Raw genomic sequence first — 14,345 nt, 5'->3', positions numbered from 1 at the left:
AGACCTGACCTTAGCCATACCCGGCGCGCAGCCGCAAGGTGGTTCCGACCGCAGAATTCGGGTGGCAGGCGACGTTGAAAAGAGCAAGATTCTCCAAGTTCGGCTTATGAGGTTGTGAGAGCTTGGGGCGCAGAATGACAGCCGGTCTTGCATTGTTCGACACCGACATCGGGCGTTGCGGCATCGCGTGGGGCGACCACGGCCTGCTGGGCGTGCAGTTGCCCGAAGCCACCGAAGCCCGGACGCTGTCGCGTCTCGCGCAGAAGGCCCCCGGGGCACGGGAAGTCGCCATGCCGGACCATGTCCGGCAGGCCTGCGACGCCATGGCCGAACTGCTGCGCGGCGCGGCCAGGGATCTGACGTTCGTCGCGGTCGATATGGAGCAGGTGCCAGCATTTAACCGCAGCGTCTACGACATTGCCCGCACCATCGCGCCCGGCGAAACGCTGACCTACGGCGACATCGCCACGCGGCTCGGCGACAAGCTGCTGTCCCGCGCGGTCGGCAAGGCGCTGGGCGAAAACCCGTTCCCCATCGTCATCCCCTGCCACCGGGTGCTGGCCGCGAACGGCAAGACCGGTGGCTTTTCCGCAAATGGCGGCGTCGCCACCAAATTCCGGATGCTCGCCATCGAGCGAGCCCGGATCGCGAGCCACGCATCTGAGGACGCCCCGATGCTATTCGATCCCGGCCTGTCGATTGCTCCGCAACGGCGGCGGCGATAGACTTCGATCATGCAGATCAAGCCGTTGCTTAAGAGCGAAGCGCTCTCCGTGATCGCATACCGGTGCTCGATGGGGCCGGACGACAAGCCGTTCCTTGAGCAACACGCGTGTCATTCGCTGTCTTACGTCCGCAAGGGCAGCTTCGGCTACGACACCCGTGGGCGCGTTCACGAGCTGGTAGCCGGATCGGTGATGGTTGGCCACGCCGGCGACGAATACACCTGCTCCCATGACCACCATATCTGCGGCGACGAATGTCTGTCGTTCCAGCTTTCGCCCGCGTTTGCCGACGGCATGGGCCTGCGCAGGGATGCTCTGCGCATCGGCTGTGCACCGCCGCTGCCTGGACTGATGGTCTACGGCGAACTGGCGGAAGCCGCCGGGCGCGGCGATAGCGACATCGGGATCGACGAAGCCGCAATGCTGTTCGTGAACCGCTTCATCGAAACGACATCGGACAAAACAACGAAGAGACAAGATGTCACCGTGCGCGACCGCCGCCGCGCCGTCGAAAGCGCGCTGTGGATCGATGCCCATGCCGACAGCGAGATCGATCTCGACATCACCGCGAAGACAGCTGGCGTCAGTTCGTTTCATTTCCTGCGACTTTTCTCCAGCGTGCTGGGCGTGACGCCGCACCAATATCTGGTCCGCTCGCGGTTGCGCCATGCCGCTCGGCTCCTTGCCGACGATGCGCGATCGATCACCTCGATTGCCTTGGACGTGGGATTCGGCGACCTGTCAAATTTCGTGCGGACATTTCATCGCGCGGCAGGCGTCTCTCCGCGAGGCTTCCGCAATGCCGCGCGCGGCGACCGCAAGATTCTCCAAGAACAGTTGTCGGCAGCCTCACTAGGATGATCTCCATACTCTCAAGGAGATCATCATGTACGATCATATCGGACTGAAAGTCAGAGACCTCGACGCCAGCGTGCGATTCTATACAGCGGCGCTTGCGCCCCTCGGCCATGTGCTGTGTTCGCGCGACGACACCGGCGCGGGATTGGGGCCGAAGGATGCACCGGCGCTGTGGCTGCATCTGTCGAAAGTGCCGGAAGGCGCCGGCGCACATGTTGCGTTCCGCGCCAACGATCACGATGCCATCAAGGCATTTCACGCAGCCGGCCTCAAGGCTGGTGGCCGCGACAATGGCGGCGCGGGACCGCGCAAGGATTACAGTCCGACTTATTATGCCGCCTTCCTGATCGATCCGGACGGCAACAACGTCGAAGCCGTTTGCATCTGACGCGCGACAAACGAAATCGCGCCACAGATCAGCACGCAAATCGCCGAAGTTGTTATCGAAGTGAAGCGCACGCGCGGTGTTTGAGTTCGCCGAACGTGCTGCTTTCATTTTGAGCAAGCGACGAAATGAACAACCGCGCCCGATCTCCCGTTCAGGACGGCAAAATCGCTTGGAACAAAATGCGATGCCAACACATCGCTCGCATTTATTGAGCAAATTTGAATCACTCTCGCGGCTTTAACCTTACCAAACCTTACAAGTGGACGGTTCAACAATTCCACATTTGCGGCCGTGCCCTGACGCTAAGACTTTCGCCTCTGGGGAAACGGAGATGATTCATGCAGAACTTGAAACCGGCGGAATTGGATACGATCGCGACGTTCGGTCAGCGCAAGGTCGCACCACGCGTCTGTATCGTTGACGAAAAGCGGCATATCCGTACGTTCCTGAACGAAGCTCTCGAAGAACTCGGCTTCATCGCCTGCGAATGCGCGACAGCCGGCGAGCTTCCGATGCTGCTCGATCTGCAATTGCCGGATCTTGTCGTGCTCGGAATGCCGCGTGATGGCACCGAAACGGGACATATTCTGAAAACTCTCGTCAGGCGGCAGTTCCACGGCAAGGTTCTGCTGATCGGCCCGCGGGATTCGATTATCGTGAACGCGGTGCGGCAACTTGGAGAGGAATTTGGAATCCAGATGCTGCCGCCGCTTGCCACCCCGTTCAGCGCGGACGGCCTGCGCGCCAGCGTCGCCATGCTGCTTCCGGCGAAGGCGCCGCCGAGTCCTCCTGTCGATGTGGCGGAAGCGCTCAAAGCTGACTGGCTCGAGCTGTGGTATCAGCAGAAGATCGATGCACATACGCTCGCGCCGCGCGGTGCGGAAGCGCTGATCCGCCTGCGCCATCCGGCATGGGGCGTGGTGCCTCCCGCATCTTTTATTCCCGACGAAAAGGATCCGCAATTCAAGGGACTGTCGGAGTTCGTGATCAGCCGCGCGCTTGAGGACTGGCACTATTTCGTCGGCCAGTATGGCCCCGTCGACATCTCCATCAATCTGCCGATCGGCTTTCTCAAGGACCCCGCATCCGTCAGAGGGCTGTGCCGGCAGATTCCGGATCATCCGGCTTTCGGAGGGTTGATCGTCGAGATCAAGAGCAGCGACATCATCCAGAATCTCGATCTCGCTATCGACGTCGCCAAGCGCATGCGATTCCACAACATCGCCATCTCGATCGACGATGTCGGCACCGACTGGCCGTCATTTGCAGAACTGTCGAGTTTTCCATTCACCGAGATCAAGATCGACCGGGAATACATCACCGGCTGCGCCGACAACCGGCTACAGCAGACGGTTTGCCGCAGCATTCTCGAACTTGCAGACCATTATGGCGTTCGCACCGTCGCCAAGGGTGTGGAAACCCGATCGGATCTCGTCGCCACCCATGAAATGGGATTTGATCTTGTGCAGGGCTATCTGTTCGGAAAGCCGGCCAACGCAAAAAAATTCGCCCGCGCCACACTGGCTCGCCCGGTCACGGCGCATGCTTGACCGCCCCGCTCACGCTGCAGCGGCTGGTATGCCTCGCGGCCCCCAGTTGGTGAAGCGCACCGCCGCGGCGGCAAGACCGCCGAGCAAGATCATCGAGGCCGCCGCCAGCCAGAAGAAATGCGTACCGGTGGCGCCTTGCGCCATCAGCCACCAGCCGCCCACCACGACGAAGGCCAGCCTCGCCGTCTGCGCCAGTACAGGCCCCAGCACTTTCGCGGCGCCCTGCGAGGAGAAGTAGAGCGAGATCGAAAGGCCGACAAACGCAAAGAAGGGCGCGGCGGTCGAAAGATACTGCCGGCTCGCGGCGCGGACAGCGGCGTTGTCGGTAAAAAGATTGACCCAGATATCCGGAAAGACCGCGAAGAAGCCGCCGAATACGCCGACCATCGCGAACGAGACGCCTCCCGCAGTCCATGCGATGCGTCGCGCCCGCGCAATACGTCCGGCGCCGATCGCCATGCCGATCATCGGCACCGACGCAATACCGACGGCGAACGCCAGCGACGTCAACATGAACTCGAGCCGCGCGCCAATACCGTAACCCGCCAGCACTTCGGTGCCGAAATTCGCCAGCAAGTGCGTGAAGATCGTCACCGTCAGGACGACTTGTAGCGGCGAGAAGCAGGCCACCGCCCCGACCTTCAGGATGTCGTAGAACATGGCGCGCTGAAACCGGAAGCCTTTGAACTTCAGTTTCACGCGGCTGCGGCCGGACAGCAGATACCACCCCATGATGATGACGCCGATCGAGAACGCGATCAGCGTGCCGGCAGCGACGCCGCGCATGCCGAATTGCGGCACCGGCCCGAAGCCCAGGCCGAGAACGCCTCCGAGCAAAACCTGAAACAGCGCGGAATTGAGAATGATCGCCGATGGCAGCCGCATGTTGCCGGTGCCGCGGATCAGCGCTGCCAGTGTGTTCATGATCCAGGGGATGACCGCGCCGGCAAAGAATATCTGCGAATAGCCGATGGCCTCGCTCAGCACGCGGCCCTGTCCGCCGAGGGTCGCCAGCAGGAACGGTCCGAACACCAGCATCAGGGTCATGAACACCAGCCCGAAGCACAGGCCGATCATCAGCGCGTGGAGCGCCAAGGTGGATGCGCGCGCAGTGTCGTTGGCGCCCAATGCGCGCGCAATCGCCGAGGCGACACCCCCGCCCATCGCGCCACCGGACATGGTCATCATCAGGATCACAAGCGGAAACACCAGCGCCATCGCCGCCAGCGGCTCCACGCCGAGGCGGCCGATATACGATGTCTCTGCAATGGCGACGCAGGTGCCTGCGGTCAGCGCGACGACATTGGGCGCCGCCAGTTTCAGCAGCGTCGACAGGATGGGACCATCGAGCAGCGGATTCCTGATCGGATCTTTGGCCGGCGGCTGCGGCGGCTTCTGGTCCGCCTGCACCACAGGAATTTCGGCAACTCCGAGTTCGGACATTCGCTCCCCCGGGCGGCTATGCTCTTGTGTGAGAGCGCGCCGCCCCGTTAAAAATCCATAACAGCAAACCTTCGCGCCACAAGGCATGTACCGCGCATGGCGCCTATCCAGCCCAAAAAGCTGCGGTTTACGCAGAAGCCAGCAGATCCCCGGCTTCGGTCATTGTCAGTGGCCGGTCGCCCAGCAGCCGGTCAGCAATCGCATCGCCACGCCCGTCCGACAGAACGGCAAACGGATCTTGCGCCGTGAGGCGATGATCGACCACAAGTCGCGACAACAACAGCCGGCGAGCATCACCGCGCATGGCATGGATGCGGCTGCCTTCCCACGCAAAGGTGACGGCGCTGGCGACGTGATACAGCGCGCTGGTGGCACGGCGGGCCTCGGCCTCATTCTCGGATTTGGCCGCAACATCGCGCGCAAAGCCGATGGCCTTGTCGGTCAGGCCGTGAAGACGATCGCGCCAGCGTTGCGGAACACCCGCGACATCATCGATCCGTGCATGCAGGTCGGCGCCCAGCGCGGCCTCCGCGCCGTGGCGACCGACTGCGCGCTTCAACGTGTCGAGCGCGACGATGTTGCCGGTGCCTTCCCAGATCGACCCGAGATGCGCGTCGCGCAGCAGTCTCGGTGTGGCAAACTCCTCGACATAACCGATGCCGCCGCGCATCTCGAGCGCGTCGCCGCAGACCTTGCGCGCATCCCGCGTTGCGCGATATTTCAGCGTCGGTGTCAACACGCGCAGCAGCGCCGCCGCGTCCTGACTCCCGGCCTCGGCGCGATCCAGCGCGTCCGCTGTGACGAAACTCATCGACACCGCCTGTTCGGTCGCCAGCATGATCTTCATCAGTTGCCGCCGCGCCAGCGGCATATCAACGATGCGACGGCCGAACACCACGCGGTTGCTCGCCACCGTGTTCGCATCGTGATGCGCACGGCGCATCAGCGCCGCCGATTTGACGCCGTTGGACAGCCGCGACCAGTTCACCATCTCGGCCATCTGCACAAAGCCGCGATCGAGCCGCCCCACGGCGTAGGCGATCGCGCCTTCCAGTTTGATCTCGCCCGACGCCATGGAACGGGTACCGAGTTTGTCCTTGAGACGCACGATGCGATAGTGATTGGGCGATCCATCGTCGAGCCGCCGCGGCATCAGGAACAACCCCACACCCTGCGTGCCACCGACCGCACCCTCCGGCCGCGCCAGCAACATCACGACTTCCGCATCCGCATTGGAGCAGAACCATTTCTCGCCATGCAGCCGCCAGTGATGGCCTTCCTGGACGGCTCTGGTAGTCAGCTTGCCGACATCGGAACCGCCCTCTTTTTCCGTCATGAACTGCCCGCCCTGTGTGAGCTTCGCCATGTCGGTCTGCGTCAGGCCATCCAGATATTTTGCCTTCAATGTCTCGTCGCCGAAACGCGACAACAGCCGTGCTGCGCCATCGGTGACGTTGATCGGACAACCAAGCCCGAACTCCGCCTGATTAAACAGAAACGTGAAGGCATGCTTGGCTACCGCCGGATAGGTATCGGCCCAGCCGAGAATGCCCTTGCGATGCGACATCGCGTGGATTCCGAATTCACCATAGGCCGCGCGTTCAAGCTCGCGATACGCGGGATGATATTCGATCCATTGCCGGTCGTTGCCGAAACGATCCCGCTGATGCAGTACCGGCCCGTGCCTGTCGGCAAGACGCGCGCAATCATCGAGATGACCGCCGGCCAGCGCACCGAGCCGATCGAGATGCGGCTCGATATGTTGAAACAGCGCAGCGGGAAGATGGACGCGCAGCAGGTCGGCGAGGATTGGATCGGCGCGATAGAAATTCATGCCCGACGTATCGGGTGCGATCAGGCCGAACTCAGATGTCAGCGCGGAAGCAGGCGCGCCCAGAGGCTTCGCTGCAGCGGTCATGGCGTTCTCCCGAACGGTCCTTGTTTTCAGGAATGATCCGGCATTTGGTGCGCAACGGCAAGCGGCCCCGAGGACTCCGATGGCATGGGAGACCAGTGCCGCGTGAAGATATAATCCGCAGAGCGAAATGAACTCTAAAACCTGGCGCGAAAGTGCTCAGGTACGAAAGTGCTTCGACAGCTTGAGGCCCTGGCCCTGATAGTTCGATGCAATCTTCTGACCATACAGCGCGGCGGGACGCGACAGCATCTTTTCATAAACCAGACGTCCGACAATCTGGCCGTGTTCGAGAATGAACGGCACTTCACGCGAGCGCACTTCCAGCACTGCGCGCGAGCCCTGCCCGCCCGCGCCGGCATAGCCAAAGCCGGGATCGAAGAAGCCCGCATAGTGAACGCGGAATTCGCCCACCAGCGGATCGAACGGCACCATCTCCGCTGCGAAGTCCGGCGGCACCTGCACCGCTTCTTTTGAGGCCAGAATATAGAACTCGCCGGGATCGAGGATCAGGCTGCGGTCCGGTCGCGCCCGGATCGGCTCCCAGAACTCGCCGACCGTATATCCGGAACGGCGATCGACATCGACCACGCCGGTATGACGCTTGGCACGATAGCCGACAAATCCGTCGGAGCCTTCGCCGCTGAGATCAACGCTGAGCGCCACGCCACCGGCGAGATCGGCCTCGTCGCTGTCCACCAGCCGCTCGGCCGCATGCAACGCTTGCAGTTCATCGGCATTGAGCAGCGGATGTCCGGTGCGGAAACGGATCTGCGACAGCCTCGATCCTTCACGCAGCAGCACAGGAAATGTCTTGGGACTGATCTCGGCATAGAGCGGGCCGTGATAGCCAGGCGCGATCATATCGAAGCGGCGTGTGCCGTCGGCGATTACGCGGGTAAACACGTCGAGCCGCCCGGTGGAGCTTTTCGGATTTGCCGCAGCCTGAATCGAAGGCGGCAGCGCGAGACTTTCCAGCAGCGGCACGATGTAAACGCAGTTGGTTTCCAGAACTGCGCCATCGGACAGATCGATCTCGTGCAGCTTCAGTTCGTCGATACGCTGCGCCACCGTGATGTCCGGTCCCGGCAGGAAACTGGCGCGCACCCGGAATGCCACCTCGCCAAGACGCAGATCGAGGCTGGCCGGCTGGATCTGGCTCTCGACGAAAGGATATTCCGGAAGGATCAGGCCGGCGTCGGCCATCGCCGCGATCATGCGGTCGGGCAAAATTCCAGTCGCGCCGGGGGGCAGAGTGAAAGGCACGTGGGTGTCCTCGGTCGCCGGCTAATCCAGCAAAATGTGCATTTTACCGGTTATCCGATGGGGCGCTTGACGGAAAGACCATGCGGGATTAAGCCTACCACTTATCCCGTGGTCATTTGAGCCGGCCGGCTTGCAGCCACGTTAAATAACTCGCTAAACAGGCCGGGGACAGTGTGATCCCGGCTTGTGGAAATATTTTCCAGGCCGGTTTTTTGTGACCATCGCGAGGTGGTCACGATGGAGTGCACATGTCCGAGATCAAAACACCTGCGGCCAAGCCGCCATCTTCCACCCGCAACTATCGCCCCGAAACCCGCCTCGTGCATTCCGGCACGCTGCGCTCGCAATATGGCGAAACCTCCGAAGCACTGTTCCTGACGCAGGGGTTTGTCTACGACACCGCCGAGCAATGCGAAGCCCGCTTTACCGGCGCCGATCCCGGCTTTCTCTATTCACGATTTTCCAATCCGACGGTCGCGATGTTCGAACAGCGGATGGTCGAACTCGAAGGCGCGGAAGCTGCCCGCGCCACGGCCACCGGCATGGCCGCTGTCACCACCGCGATCCTCGCGCCGCTTAAATTCGGTGATCACGTTGTCGCGGCCAAGGCGCTGTTCGGCTCGTGCCGTTATGTCGTGGAAGATCTGCTGCCGCGCTACGGAATTGAATCCACGCTGGTTGATGGCCATGACCTCGACCAGTGGCAGAAGGCGATGCGGCCAAACACCAAGTCGTGCTTCCTCGAAAGCCCGACCAATCCGACCCTCGACGTGGTCGACATCGCAGCCGTGGCCGAGATCGCCCATCGCGGCGGCGCGCGCCTGATCGTGGACAACGTGTTCGCGACGCCGATCTGGCAGAGCCCGCTCGCGCTCGGCGCGGATGTCGTGGTCTATTCGGCGACCAAGCACATCGACGGTCAGGGCCGCTGTCTCGGCGGCATCATCCTCTCGTCGGAAGCCTTCATTCAGGAACACATCCATACGTTCCTGCGCCAGACCGGACCCGCGATGTCGCCGTTCAACGCCTGGGTGCTGCTGAAAGGACTTGAGACACTGAGCATTCGGGTCAAGGCGCAGACCGAAACCGCCGGCGCGATCGCCGATGTTCTCGCGAAGCACCCCAAGATATCGCGGCTGATCTATCCGGGCCGCGCCGATCATCCGCAGGCCGCCATCGTGAAGAAACAGATGCGCGCCGGATCGACGCTGATCGGTTTTGAGATCAAGGGCGGCAAGGCCGCGGCCTTCCGCACGCTGAATGCGTTGAAGCTTGCGCGGATTTCCAACAACCTCGGCGATTCCAAGAGCATCGTCACGCACCCGGCGACCACGACGCATCAGCGCCTGACGCCGGAGGCGCGCGCCGAACTCGGCATCAGTGAAGGCTTCATCCGCTTCTCGGCAGGGCTCGAGCATCAGGACGATCTGATCGAGGATCTGACGGCGGCGCTTGAGAAGGCGTGAGGTTTTCTTGCCTCACCCTGAGGAGCCGGAGCGAAGCGAAGGCCTCGAAGAGCGACGGCGTCTCGCCTTCCACTCCGTCATCTTTCGAGGCTCGCAAGAGATCGCGTCTCAGGATGACGATATCGCCGCTCACATCGGCCGGTAGGTCATGACGTTGCCCGGCACGTCGACGCCTGCCTTTACCTGACCGACCGACTTGATGATGGTGTCGCCGAGCAACTGGGCGAAACAGGCATAGCCCCAGTCGTTCATATGCAGGCCGTCACCGATCACAAACTTCTCGAATGGCATTTTCTCGTCCTCATGCCATTGCCGCATGACTTCGAAGCGAGGGAACAGCGCCACGTTCTTGAGCTTCGCGACCTCACCGATCAGCTTCACCATCTTGCTGGCGTTTTCGGTCTTCGAGGCGACGGCGGGCACATACTGCGGATCGATCAGCACAACGTCGATGCCGCGGGCCTGAAGGCGCGCGATGCCGTCCTCCACCAGCGCAGCCGTCGCTGCGACATCGCTGACGCTTCCCTTGACCACCGTGTTGGTGCCGAGCTGCCAGATCACGAGATCAGGATCGGCGGCGAGCACGGCGGCGTCGAACCGCTTCATCATCTCGGGTGCATCCTGCCCGCCCATGCCGCGATTGATGATGCTGATGTCGGCGGTCGGAAACTTGCGGCGCAACTGGTCCGCGAGGCGGTTCGGATAGGTATAGGCCGGCGACGACGTGCCGTAGCCGACCGTGGTCGACGATCCAAACGCGACGATAGTGACCGGCTCGCCCGCCGCGATCCGCCGCGCGACGCGCGGCAGCGAACCTGGAACATCCTTGATCCCCTTGGCGGGCAGGCACGGCACGCGGGTGAGAATGTCTCCCGCCGCACTGGCCGCGCTCTTGGCGGCTTCAATGGCTTTGGTGGCAAGCCCCTTTTGCGCAGGCACGTCGGATTTTGCCGCTGCAGCGGGGGGCACGGCCTGTGCGACGGCGGGGCGCGCGGACGGCCATCCGCACAGTGTTGCCGCGGCCATGACGGCAACCGCAAAACGACAATCAAAACGCATCAACGTTGAATCCTGAACTCCGCTGGATTGAGACGCGACGCCTCGACGATCAGCGCCGAAAGTGAGCGGCCGATACAATCGTGAACGCGCTTTGCCATTCCATATCCATGCGCCGAACCGAACAGGTCGAAATCGCCGACATCGTTCCAGTGCCGCATGATCGAGAAACGGTCGAACATCGGAATCTGGTGATCCTGAGCGACGACGCGGATCGTGTCATTGTAGGGCGAGACGGCAAGCATCGTCTCCATACGTGGGTTGTATTGAAGATTCATCAAGAGCACATCGGCGCCGGACTTTTGCAATGCACCCACGCCACCGTCGAGCGCGCTGCGAAAATCGTCAGGATCGACGGACTTGATGGCGTCAACGGTGCCGGTCTGCCAGATGACCAGATCCGGCTTCCGGTCAGCCGGCAGTTTCTCGACCAGGTCACCAAAGTTCGCCGCCGCTTCGACGGCGGTTTTCTTGCTCCGCAGATCGGTCCTTACACTGACCGCCACGCCGGGGAATGTCTCCCGCAGCGCCGTCTCAAGCCGTGCCGGATAGGAAGTGCTTGCGCCGTCGGGACCGGCAAGCGCGGAAGAGCCGCTGCCGATGACGAGAATATCCAGTTTCTTCTTTGTCTTGACCGCCTCGGCCACCTTGGGAAGCGCGTTCTCCGTCGCCAGAAGATAAGCCGGCACAGCGCAGCCGGGACCGTCCTCCGCACGCGCGAAAGAGCCGATCAACACACCCGCGACTATCCCTGCAACCAGCAACACTCTCATGACCCGCCTCCGGCGAGGTCGGCATCGGCGTCGGCGCTTTTCGCGCGCTTGTCACCCTTGCCGACTTCGGTCTTGTACCATGAAAATACCCATGCAGCGGCGGACATAATAACGATGCCCGCGACGCTGACGAAGAAATGCATCCATGCGCCGCCGGATACTTCCGCCAGAACGAAATGCCCTGCGAACGCCAGGAAGACGCCGAGACAGAATATCTCGAGCGAGTGCTGGCCGCACCGGATCACCGGACGCAGCCAGGGCGATTTCAGACCCGGCCAGTCCTTCGGAAGAACACGAACGGTGATCGCCGCCAGCGCCAGAAAATGCGCGAAGCGAAGCACATCGAGATCGGTCTTGTTGATCGGATACATCCAGCTTTCCAGCCAGCGTGGCATGAACACATTGAGCTGCGGCACATGCCAGGTCAGCGTGACAGCGAACGCAAACACCAGATAGGCAATGCAAAGCCATAGCGTAATGGGCGAAGCGAGAATGCGGGTCATGCGCTTCGCGCCGCCGAGCGCGCACCATGCTCCAAACACGAACAGCAACTGCCAGGCGAATGGATTGAAAGCCCAGAACCCGTTTGGATAGGCCGGCAGGTACCAGTCGAATTCCCATGTCAGCGCGTAGAGCAGGACTGACAGCCCCAGCGCGATATCGGCCTTGCGCTGCATCAGCCAGATGATCCCCGGCAGAAAGATCATCAGCACGATGTAGAGCGGCAGCACGTCCATGTTGACGGGCCGGAATTTCAAGAGCAGCGCCTGCACGATCGTGACATCGGGCTGCTTGAGAAAATCAAGGATGCCCATTTCCTCGGCATAGAGCGGATTGTCGAACCGCGTCGCGATATAGGAAATTTCCGCCAGATAGATCGTGAACAGGAAAACGTGCGCCACATAGATCTGCCAGACACGCTTGAAGATGCGCGCGCTCGCAACCACGAAACCGCGATCCAGCATCGCGCGGCCATAGACAAACGCGGCCGTGTAGCCGGAGATGAAAATGAAAATCTCGGTCGCGTCGCTGAAACCGTAGTTGCGGATAGTGAACCAGGTCAGGATGTTCGGCGGCAGATGATCGACGAAGATCAGCCAGAGTGCCATGCCGCGAAACAAATCAAGACGCAATTCACGCTCGCCCGCGGCAACGGGAAGCGCGACCGCCTTGGCGGCCGCCGCGGCCGCGGTCACCTGATCGGTCATTTCAGTCGTTACCAACGTCATTTCATTCCCGGCCAGTTCGAAACTGGCGAATATACCCACTCGTTTTAGGGAAGATCGCGGCGACCGGCAAATGAACGGCATTCCAGGAGACAGCCGCGCCGGATAACCGATAAAACGGTATGGAACGATGGTCGTTCCGGTGCGTATGCCGCGTCGTAGATGACCTGGACGGGCCACTCGAAACCCCGATAACAGTGCCTAGCTGACGGAAAGGTCTGTTATCATCCGACTCGAACTGGACGGACCCCATGTATCGCGCCGTAACTCGCCAGATAGAAGTCATCGTCGAACCGAATTTCCTCCCGGAGCGTTCCTCTCCGGAAGACGGTCGGTTTTTCTGGGCCTACACGATTGCTATCGTCAATGCCGGAACCGAAACCGTCCAGCTTAAAACCAGGCACTGGATCATCACCGATGGAACCGGCCGGAGCCAGGAGGTACACGGCGAAGGCGTAGTCGGAGAACAGCCCGTGCTGGAGCCCGGCGAGCGGTTTGAATACACCAGCGGCGTGCCGCTTCAGACACCATCCGGATTCATGTCGGGCAGCTATCAGATGGAGACGGAGGACGGCGAGCCGTTCGACATCGACATCCCCGCCTTCTCGCTCGACAGTCCCGACTCCAAGCGAACGCTGAATTAATTATCAGACGCTCCTTGTTCGGTCGCCGGAACGACGCCCGCTTCATCCGGCGTGAACTCATAAACCGAGCTACAGAACTCGCAGGTCACGACCACCTTGCCGTTCTCGACCATCTCGGCGCGATCTTTCGGATCGAAACTTGCGAGCATCCCCGCCACCGCGTCGCGCGAACACGAACACCGCGCATGCATCACCTGCGTCGAAAACACCCGCACGCCTCGCTCGTGAAACAGCCGGAACAGCAGCCTCTCGCCGGACAGATCCGGATCGATCAATTCGACATCCTCGATGGTGCCGAACAGCGCGCGGCTTTCGGCCCAGGCGTCGTCGTCCGGAATCTCGTGCACAACAGCGCCTTCCGGCGCATCGCCGGGATGCAGATCGGGCTGACGCGCGCGCTCCGGCGCCTTGGGCAAAAACTGCATCAGCATGCCGCCGCCGCGCCACCGATGCTTGGGACCACCGCCGCCGCCGCGAAATTCCTCGCCAACCGCCAGCCGCACCCGCGTCGGGATTTGCTCGGAGCGCAGGAAGTATTCATGCGCGGCGTCTTCCAGATTGCCCCCCTCCAGCGCGACGAGGCCCTGATAGCGGCTCATGTCGGCGCCCTGATCGATGGTCATGGCGAGATGCCCGAGACCGAGCAATGCCGCGGAGTCCTGCCCCGCCTCAAGCCGGCTTGCATCGAAACGCGCGTAGGCGCGCAACCGGTCCGGCGCGTGGAAATCGACCACGATCAGCGACACCGGCCCGTCGGTCTGGGTTTGCAGGATGAAGCGGCCATCGAATTTCAGCGTCGAGCCGAGCAACGTCGTCAGCACAATGGCTTCGCCGAGCAGCTTGCCGACGGGGGCGGGATAATCGTGCTTGGTCAGAATCTCGTCGAGCGCGGGGCCCATCTTCGTCAGTCGGCCGCGCACGTCGAGCGCACTGACCTCGAAGGGCAGCACGGCATCGTCCACCGGCGTTGCGGACGGGGCGCGAATTTGGCTTTCAAGCGTCATGTCAGAGCATCTCGGATCGAAAGGACGTGAA

The 14,345-nt window shown here is 61.8% G+C and carries 13 protein-coding genes and 1 riboswitch; of the genes, 6 read left to right on the top strand and 7 right to left on the bottom strand.

Annotation, left to right across the window (positions count from 1 at the left end):
• Positions 1 to 134: 134 nt before the first annotated feature.
• The 4 genes from LVY71_RS20280 to LVY71_RS20265 all read left to right on the top strand — a co-directional run bounded on the left by LVY71_RS20280 (position 135) and on the right by LVY71_RS20265 (position 3,521).
• On the top strand, positions 135 to 725 hold the full coding sequence (locus LVY71_RS20280) for a methylated-DNA--[protein]-cysteine S-methyltransferase (RefSeq protein WP_235101717.1): 591 nt from the start codon (positions 135 to 137) through the stop codon (positions 723 to 725).
• Positions 726 to 734: 9 nt separating this feature from the next.
• Entirely contained in the window at positions 735 to 1,586 is an 852-nt protein-coding gene (locus LVY71_RS20275) for a helix-turn-helix transcriptional regulator (protein ID WP_235101716.1), read from the top strand.
• 25 nt (positions 1,587 to 1,611) lie between these two features.
• Positions 1,612 to 1,971: a VOC family protein gene (locus tag LVY71_RS20270; protein WP_235101715.1), complete on the top strand. Its 360-nt coding sequence runs from the start codon at positions 1,612 to 1,614 to the stop codon at positions 1,969 to 1,971.
• A 338-nt stretch (positions 1,972 to 2,309) separates the two neighbouring features.
• A complete protein-coding gene (locus tag LVY71_RS20265; protein ID WP_235101714.1) occupies positions 2,310 to 3,521 on the top strand; it encodes an EAL domain-containing response regulator in 1,212 nt (403 codons plus the stop codon).
• A 9-nt stretch (positions 3,522 to 3,530) separates the two neighbouring features.
• Here the strand turns inward: LVY71_RS20265 and LVY71_RS20260 are convergent, their stop codons facing one another.
• The 3 genes from LVY71_RS20260 to LVY71_RS20250 all read right to left on the bottom strand — a co-directional run bounded on the left by LVY71_RS20260 (position 3,531) and on the right by LVY71_RS20250 (position 8,145).
• Positions 3,531 to 4,964: an MATE family efflux transporter gene (locus LVY71_RS20260; protein WP_235101713.1), complete on the bottom strand. Its 1,434-nt coding sequence runs from the start codon at positions 4,962 to 4,964 to the stop codon at positions 3,531 to 3,533.
• 127 nt (positions 4,965 to 5,091) lie between these two features.
• The gene (locus LVY71_RS20255) at positions 5,092 to 6,882 is read right to left on the bottom strand and encodes an acyl-CoA dehydrogenase family protein (RefSeq protein WP_235101711.1); all 1,791 of its coding nucleotides are present in this window, start codon (positions 6,880 to 6,882) and stop codon (positions 5,092 to 5,094) included.
• A gap of 156 nt (positions 6,883 to 7,038) precedes the next feature.
• Entirely contained in the window at positions 7,039 to 8,145 is a 1,107-nt protein-coding gene (locus LVY71_RS20250; RefSeq protein ID WP_235101709.1) for a 2'-deoxycytidine 5'-triphosphate deaminase, read from the bottom strand.
• A gap of 98 nt (positions 8,146 to 8,243) precedes the next feature.
• Positions 8,244 to 8,323: riboswitch (SAM riboswitch) on the top strand.
• Positions 8,324 to 8,393: 70 nt separating this feature from the next.
• Here LVY71_RS20250 and LVY71_RS20245 point away from each other — a divergent pair.
• A complete protein-coding gene (locus tag LVY71_RS20245; RefSeq protein WP_235101707.1) occupies positions 8,394 to 9,611 on the top strand; it encodes an O-succinylhomoserine sulfhydrylase in 1,218 nt (405 codons plus the stop codon).
• A 129-nt stretch (positions 9,612 to 9,740) separates the two neighbouring features.
• On the opposite strand, the gene LVY71_RS20240 is transcribed toward LVY71_RS20245, so the two are convergent.
• The 3 genes from LVY71_RS20240 to LVY71_RS20230 are packed head-to-tail and all read right to left on the bottom strand — an operon-like array spanning position 9,741 to position 12,669.
• Positions 9,741 to 10,637 (bottom strand): SGNH/GDSL hydrolase family protein, encoded by an 897-nt coding sequence (locus tag LVY71_RS20240; protein WP_235101705.1) that lies wholly within the window; start codon positions 10,635 to 10,637, stop codon positions 9,741 to 9,743.
• 32 nt (positions 10,638 to 10,669) lie between these two features.
• Positions 10,670 to 11,440 (bottom strand): SGNH/GDSL hydrolase family protein, encoded by a 771-nt coding sequence (locus LVY71_RS20235; RefSeq protein WP_235101704.1) that lies wholly within the window; start codon positions 11,438 to 11,440, stop codon positions 10,670 to 10,672.
• Positions 11,437 to 12,669 carry an OpgC domain-containing protein gene (locus tag LVY71_RS20230; RefSeq protein WP_235101703.1) on the bottom strand — a complete coding sequence of 411 codons (1,233 nt, stop codon included), beginning with the start codon at positions 12,667 to 12,669 and terminating at the stop codon, positions 11,437 to 11,439. The genes LVY71_RS20235 and LVY71_RS20230 overlap by 4 nt, the downstream gene beginning before the upstream one ends.
• Positions 12,670 to 12,917: 248 nt before the next feature.
• Between LVY71_RS20230 and apaG the strand changes: the two genes are divergently transcribed.
• Positions 12,918 to 13,310 carry a Co2+/Mg2+ efflux facilitator ApaG/CorD gene (apaG, locus tag LVY71_RS20225; protein ID WP_235101702.1) on the top strand — a complete coding sequence of 131 codons (393 nt, stop codon included), beginning with the start codon at positions 12,918 to 12,920 and terminating at the stop codon, positions 13,308 to 13,310.
• Here apaG and LVY71_RS20220 read toward each other — a convergent pair.
• Positions 13,307 to 14,314, bottom strand: a complete 1,008-nt coding sequence (locus tag LVY71_RS20220) for an Hsp33 family molecular chaperone (protein ID WP_235101701.1) — start codon at positions 14,312 to 14,314, stop codon at positions 13,307 to 13,309. The two genes, apaG and LVY71_RS20220, sit on opposite strands and share 4 nt — an antisense overlap.
• Between the last annotated feature and the right edge of the window lie 31 nt (positions 14,315 to 14,345).

The sequence above is a fragment of the Bradyrhizobium sp. G127 genome (genome assembly GCF_021502575.1).
Taxonomy (GTDB): domain Bacteria; phylum Pseudomonadota; class Alphaproteobacteria; order Rhizobiales; family Xanthobacteraceae; genus Afipia.
Note: the sequence above shows the minus strand (reverse complement) of the source record. Positions and strands in the feature narration are given on the sequence as shown.

Excerpts from the sequence above, each read along its gene's own strand:
- LVY71_RS20280 (WP_235101717.1), top strand. The coding sequence starts at position 135 with ATGACAGCCGGTCTTGCATTGTTCGACACCGACATCGGGCGTTGCGGC.
- LVY71_RS20275 (WP_235101716.1), top strand. The coding sequence starts at position 735 with ATGCAGATCAAGCCGTTGCTTAAGAGCGAAGCGCTCTCCGTGATCGCA.
- LVY71_RS20270 (WP_235101715.1), top strand. The coding sequence starts at position 1,612 with ATGTACGATCATATCGGACTGAAAGTCAGAGACCTCGACGCCAGCGTG.
- LVY71_RS20265 (WP_235101714.1), top strand. The coding sequence starts at position 2,310 with ATGCAGAACTTGAAACCGGCGGAATTGGATACGATCGCGACGTTCGGT.
- LVY71_RS20260 (WP_235101713.1), bottom strand. The coding sequence starts at position 4,964 with ATGTCCGAACTCGGAGTTGCCGAAATTCCTGTGGTGCAGGCGGACCAG.
- LVY71_RS20255 (WP_235101711.1), bottom strand. The coding sequence starts at position 6,882 with ATGACCGCTGCAGCGAAGCCTCTGGGCGCGCCTGCTTCCGCGCTGACA.
- LVY71_RS20245 (WP_235101707.1), top strand. The coding sequence starts at position 8,394 with ATGTCCGAGATCAAAACACCTGCGGCCAAGCCGCCATCTTCCACCCGC.
- LVY71_RS20240 (WP_235101705.1), bottom strand. The coding sequence starts at position 10,637 with ATGGCCGCGGCAACACTGTGCGGATGGCCGTCCGCGCGCCCCGCCGTC.
- LVY71_RS20235 (WP_235101704.1), bottom strand. The coding sequence starts at position 11,440 with ATGAGAGTGTTGCTGGTTGCAGGGATAGTCGCGGGTGTGTTGATCGGC.
- LVY71_RS20230 (WP_235101703.1), bottom strand. The coding sequence starts at position 12,669 with ATGACGTTGGTAACGACTGAAATGACCGATCAGGTGACCGCGGCCGCG.
- apaG (WP_235101702.1), top strand. The coding sequence starts at position 12,918 with ATGTATCGCGCCGTAACTCGCCAGATAGAAGTCATCGTCGAACCGAAT.
- LVY71_RS20220 (WP_235101701.1), bottom strand. The coding sequence starts at position 14,314 with ATGACGCTTGAAAGCCAAATTCGCGCCCCGTCCGCAACGCCGGTGGAC.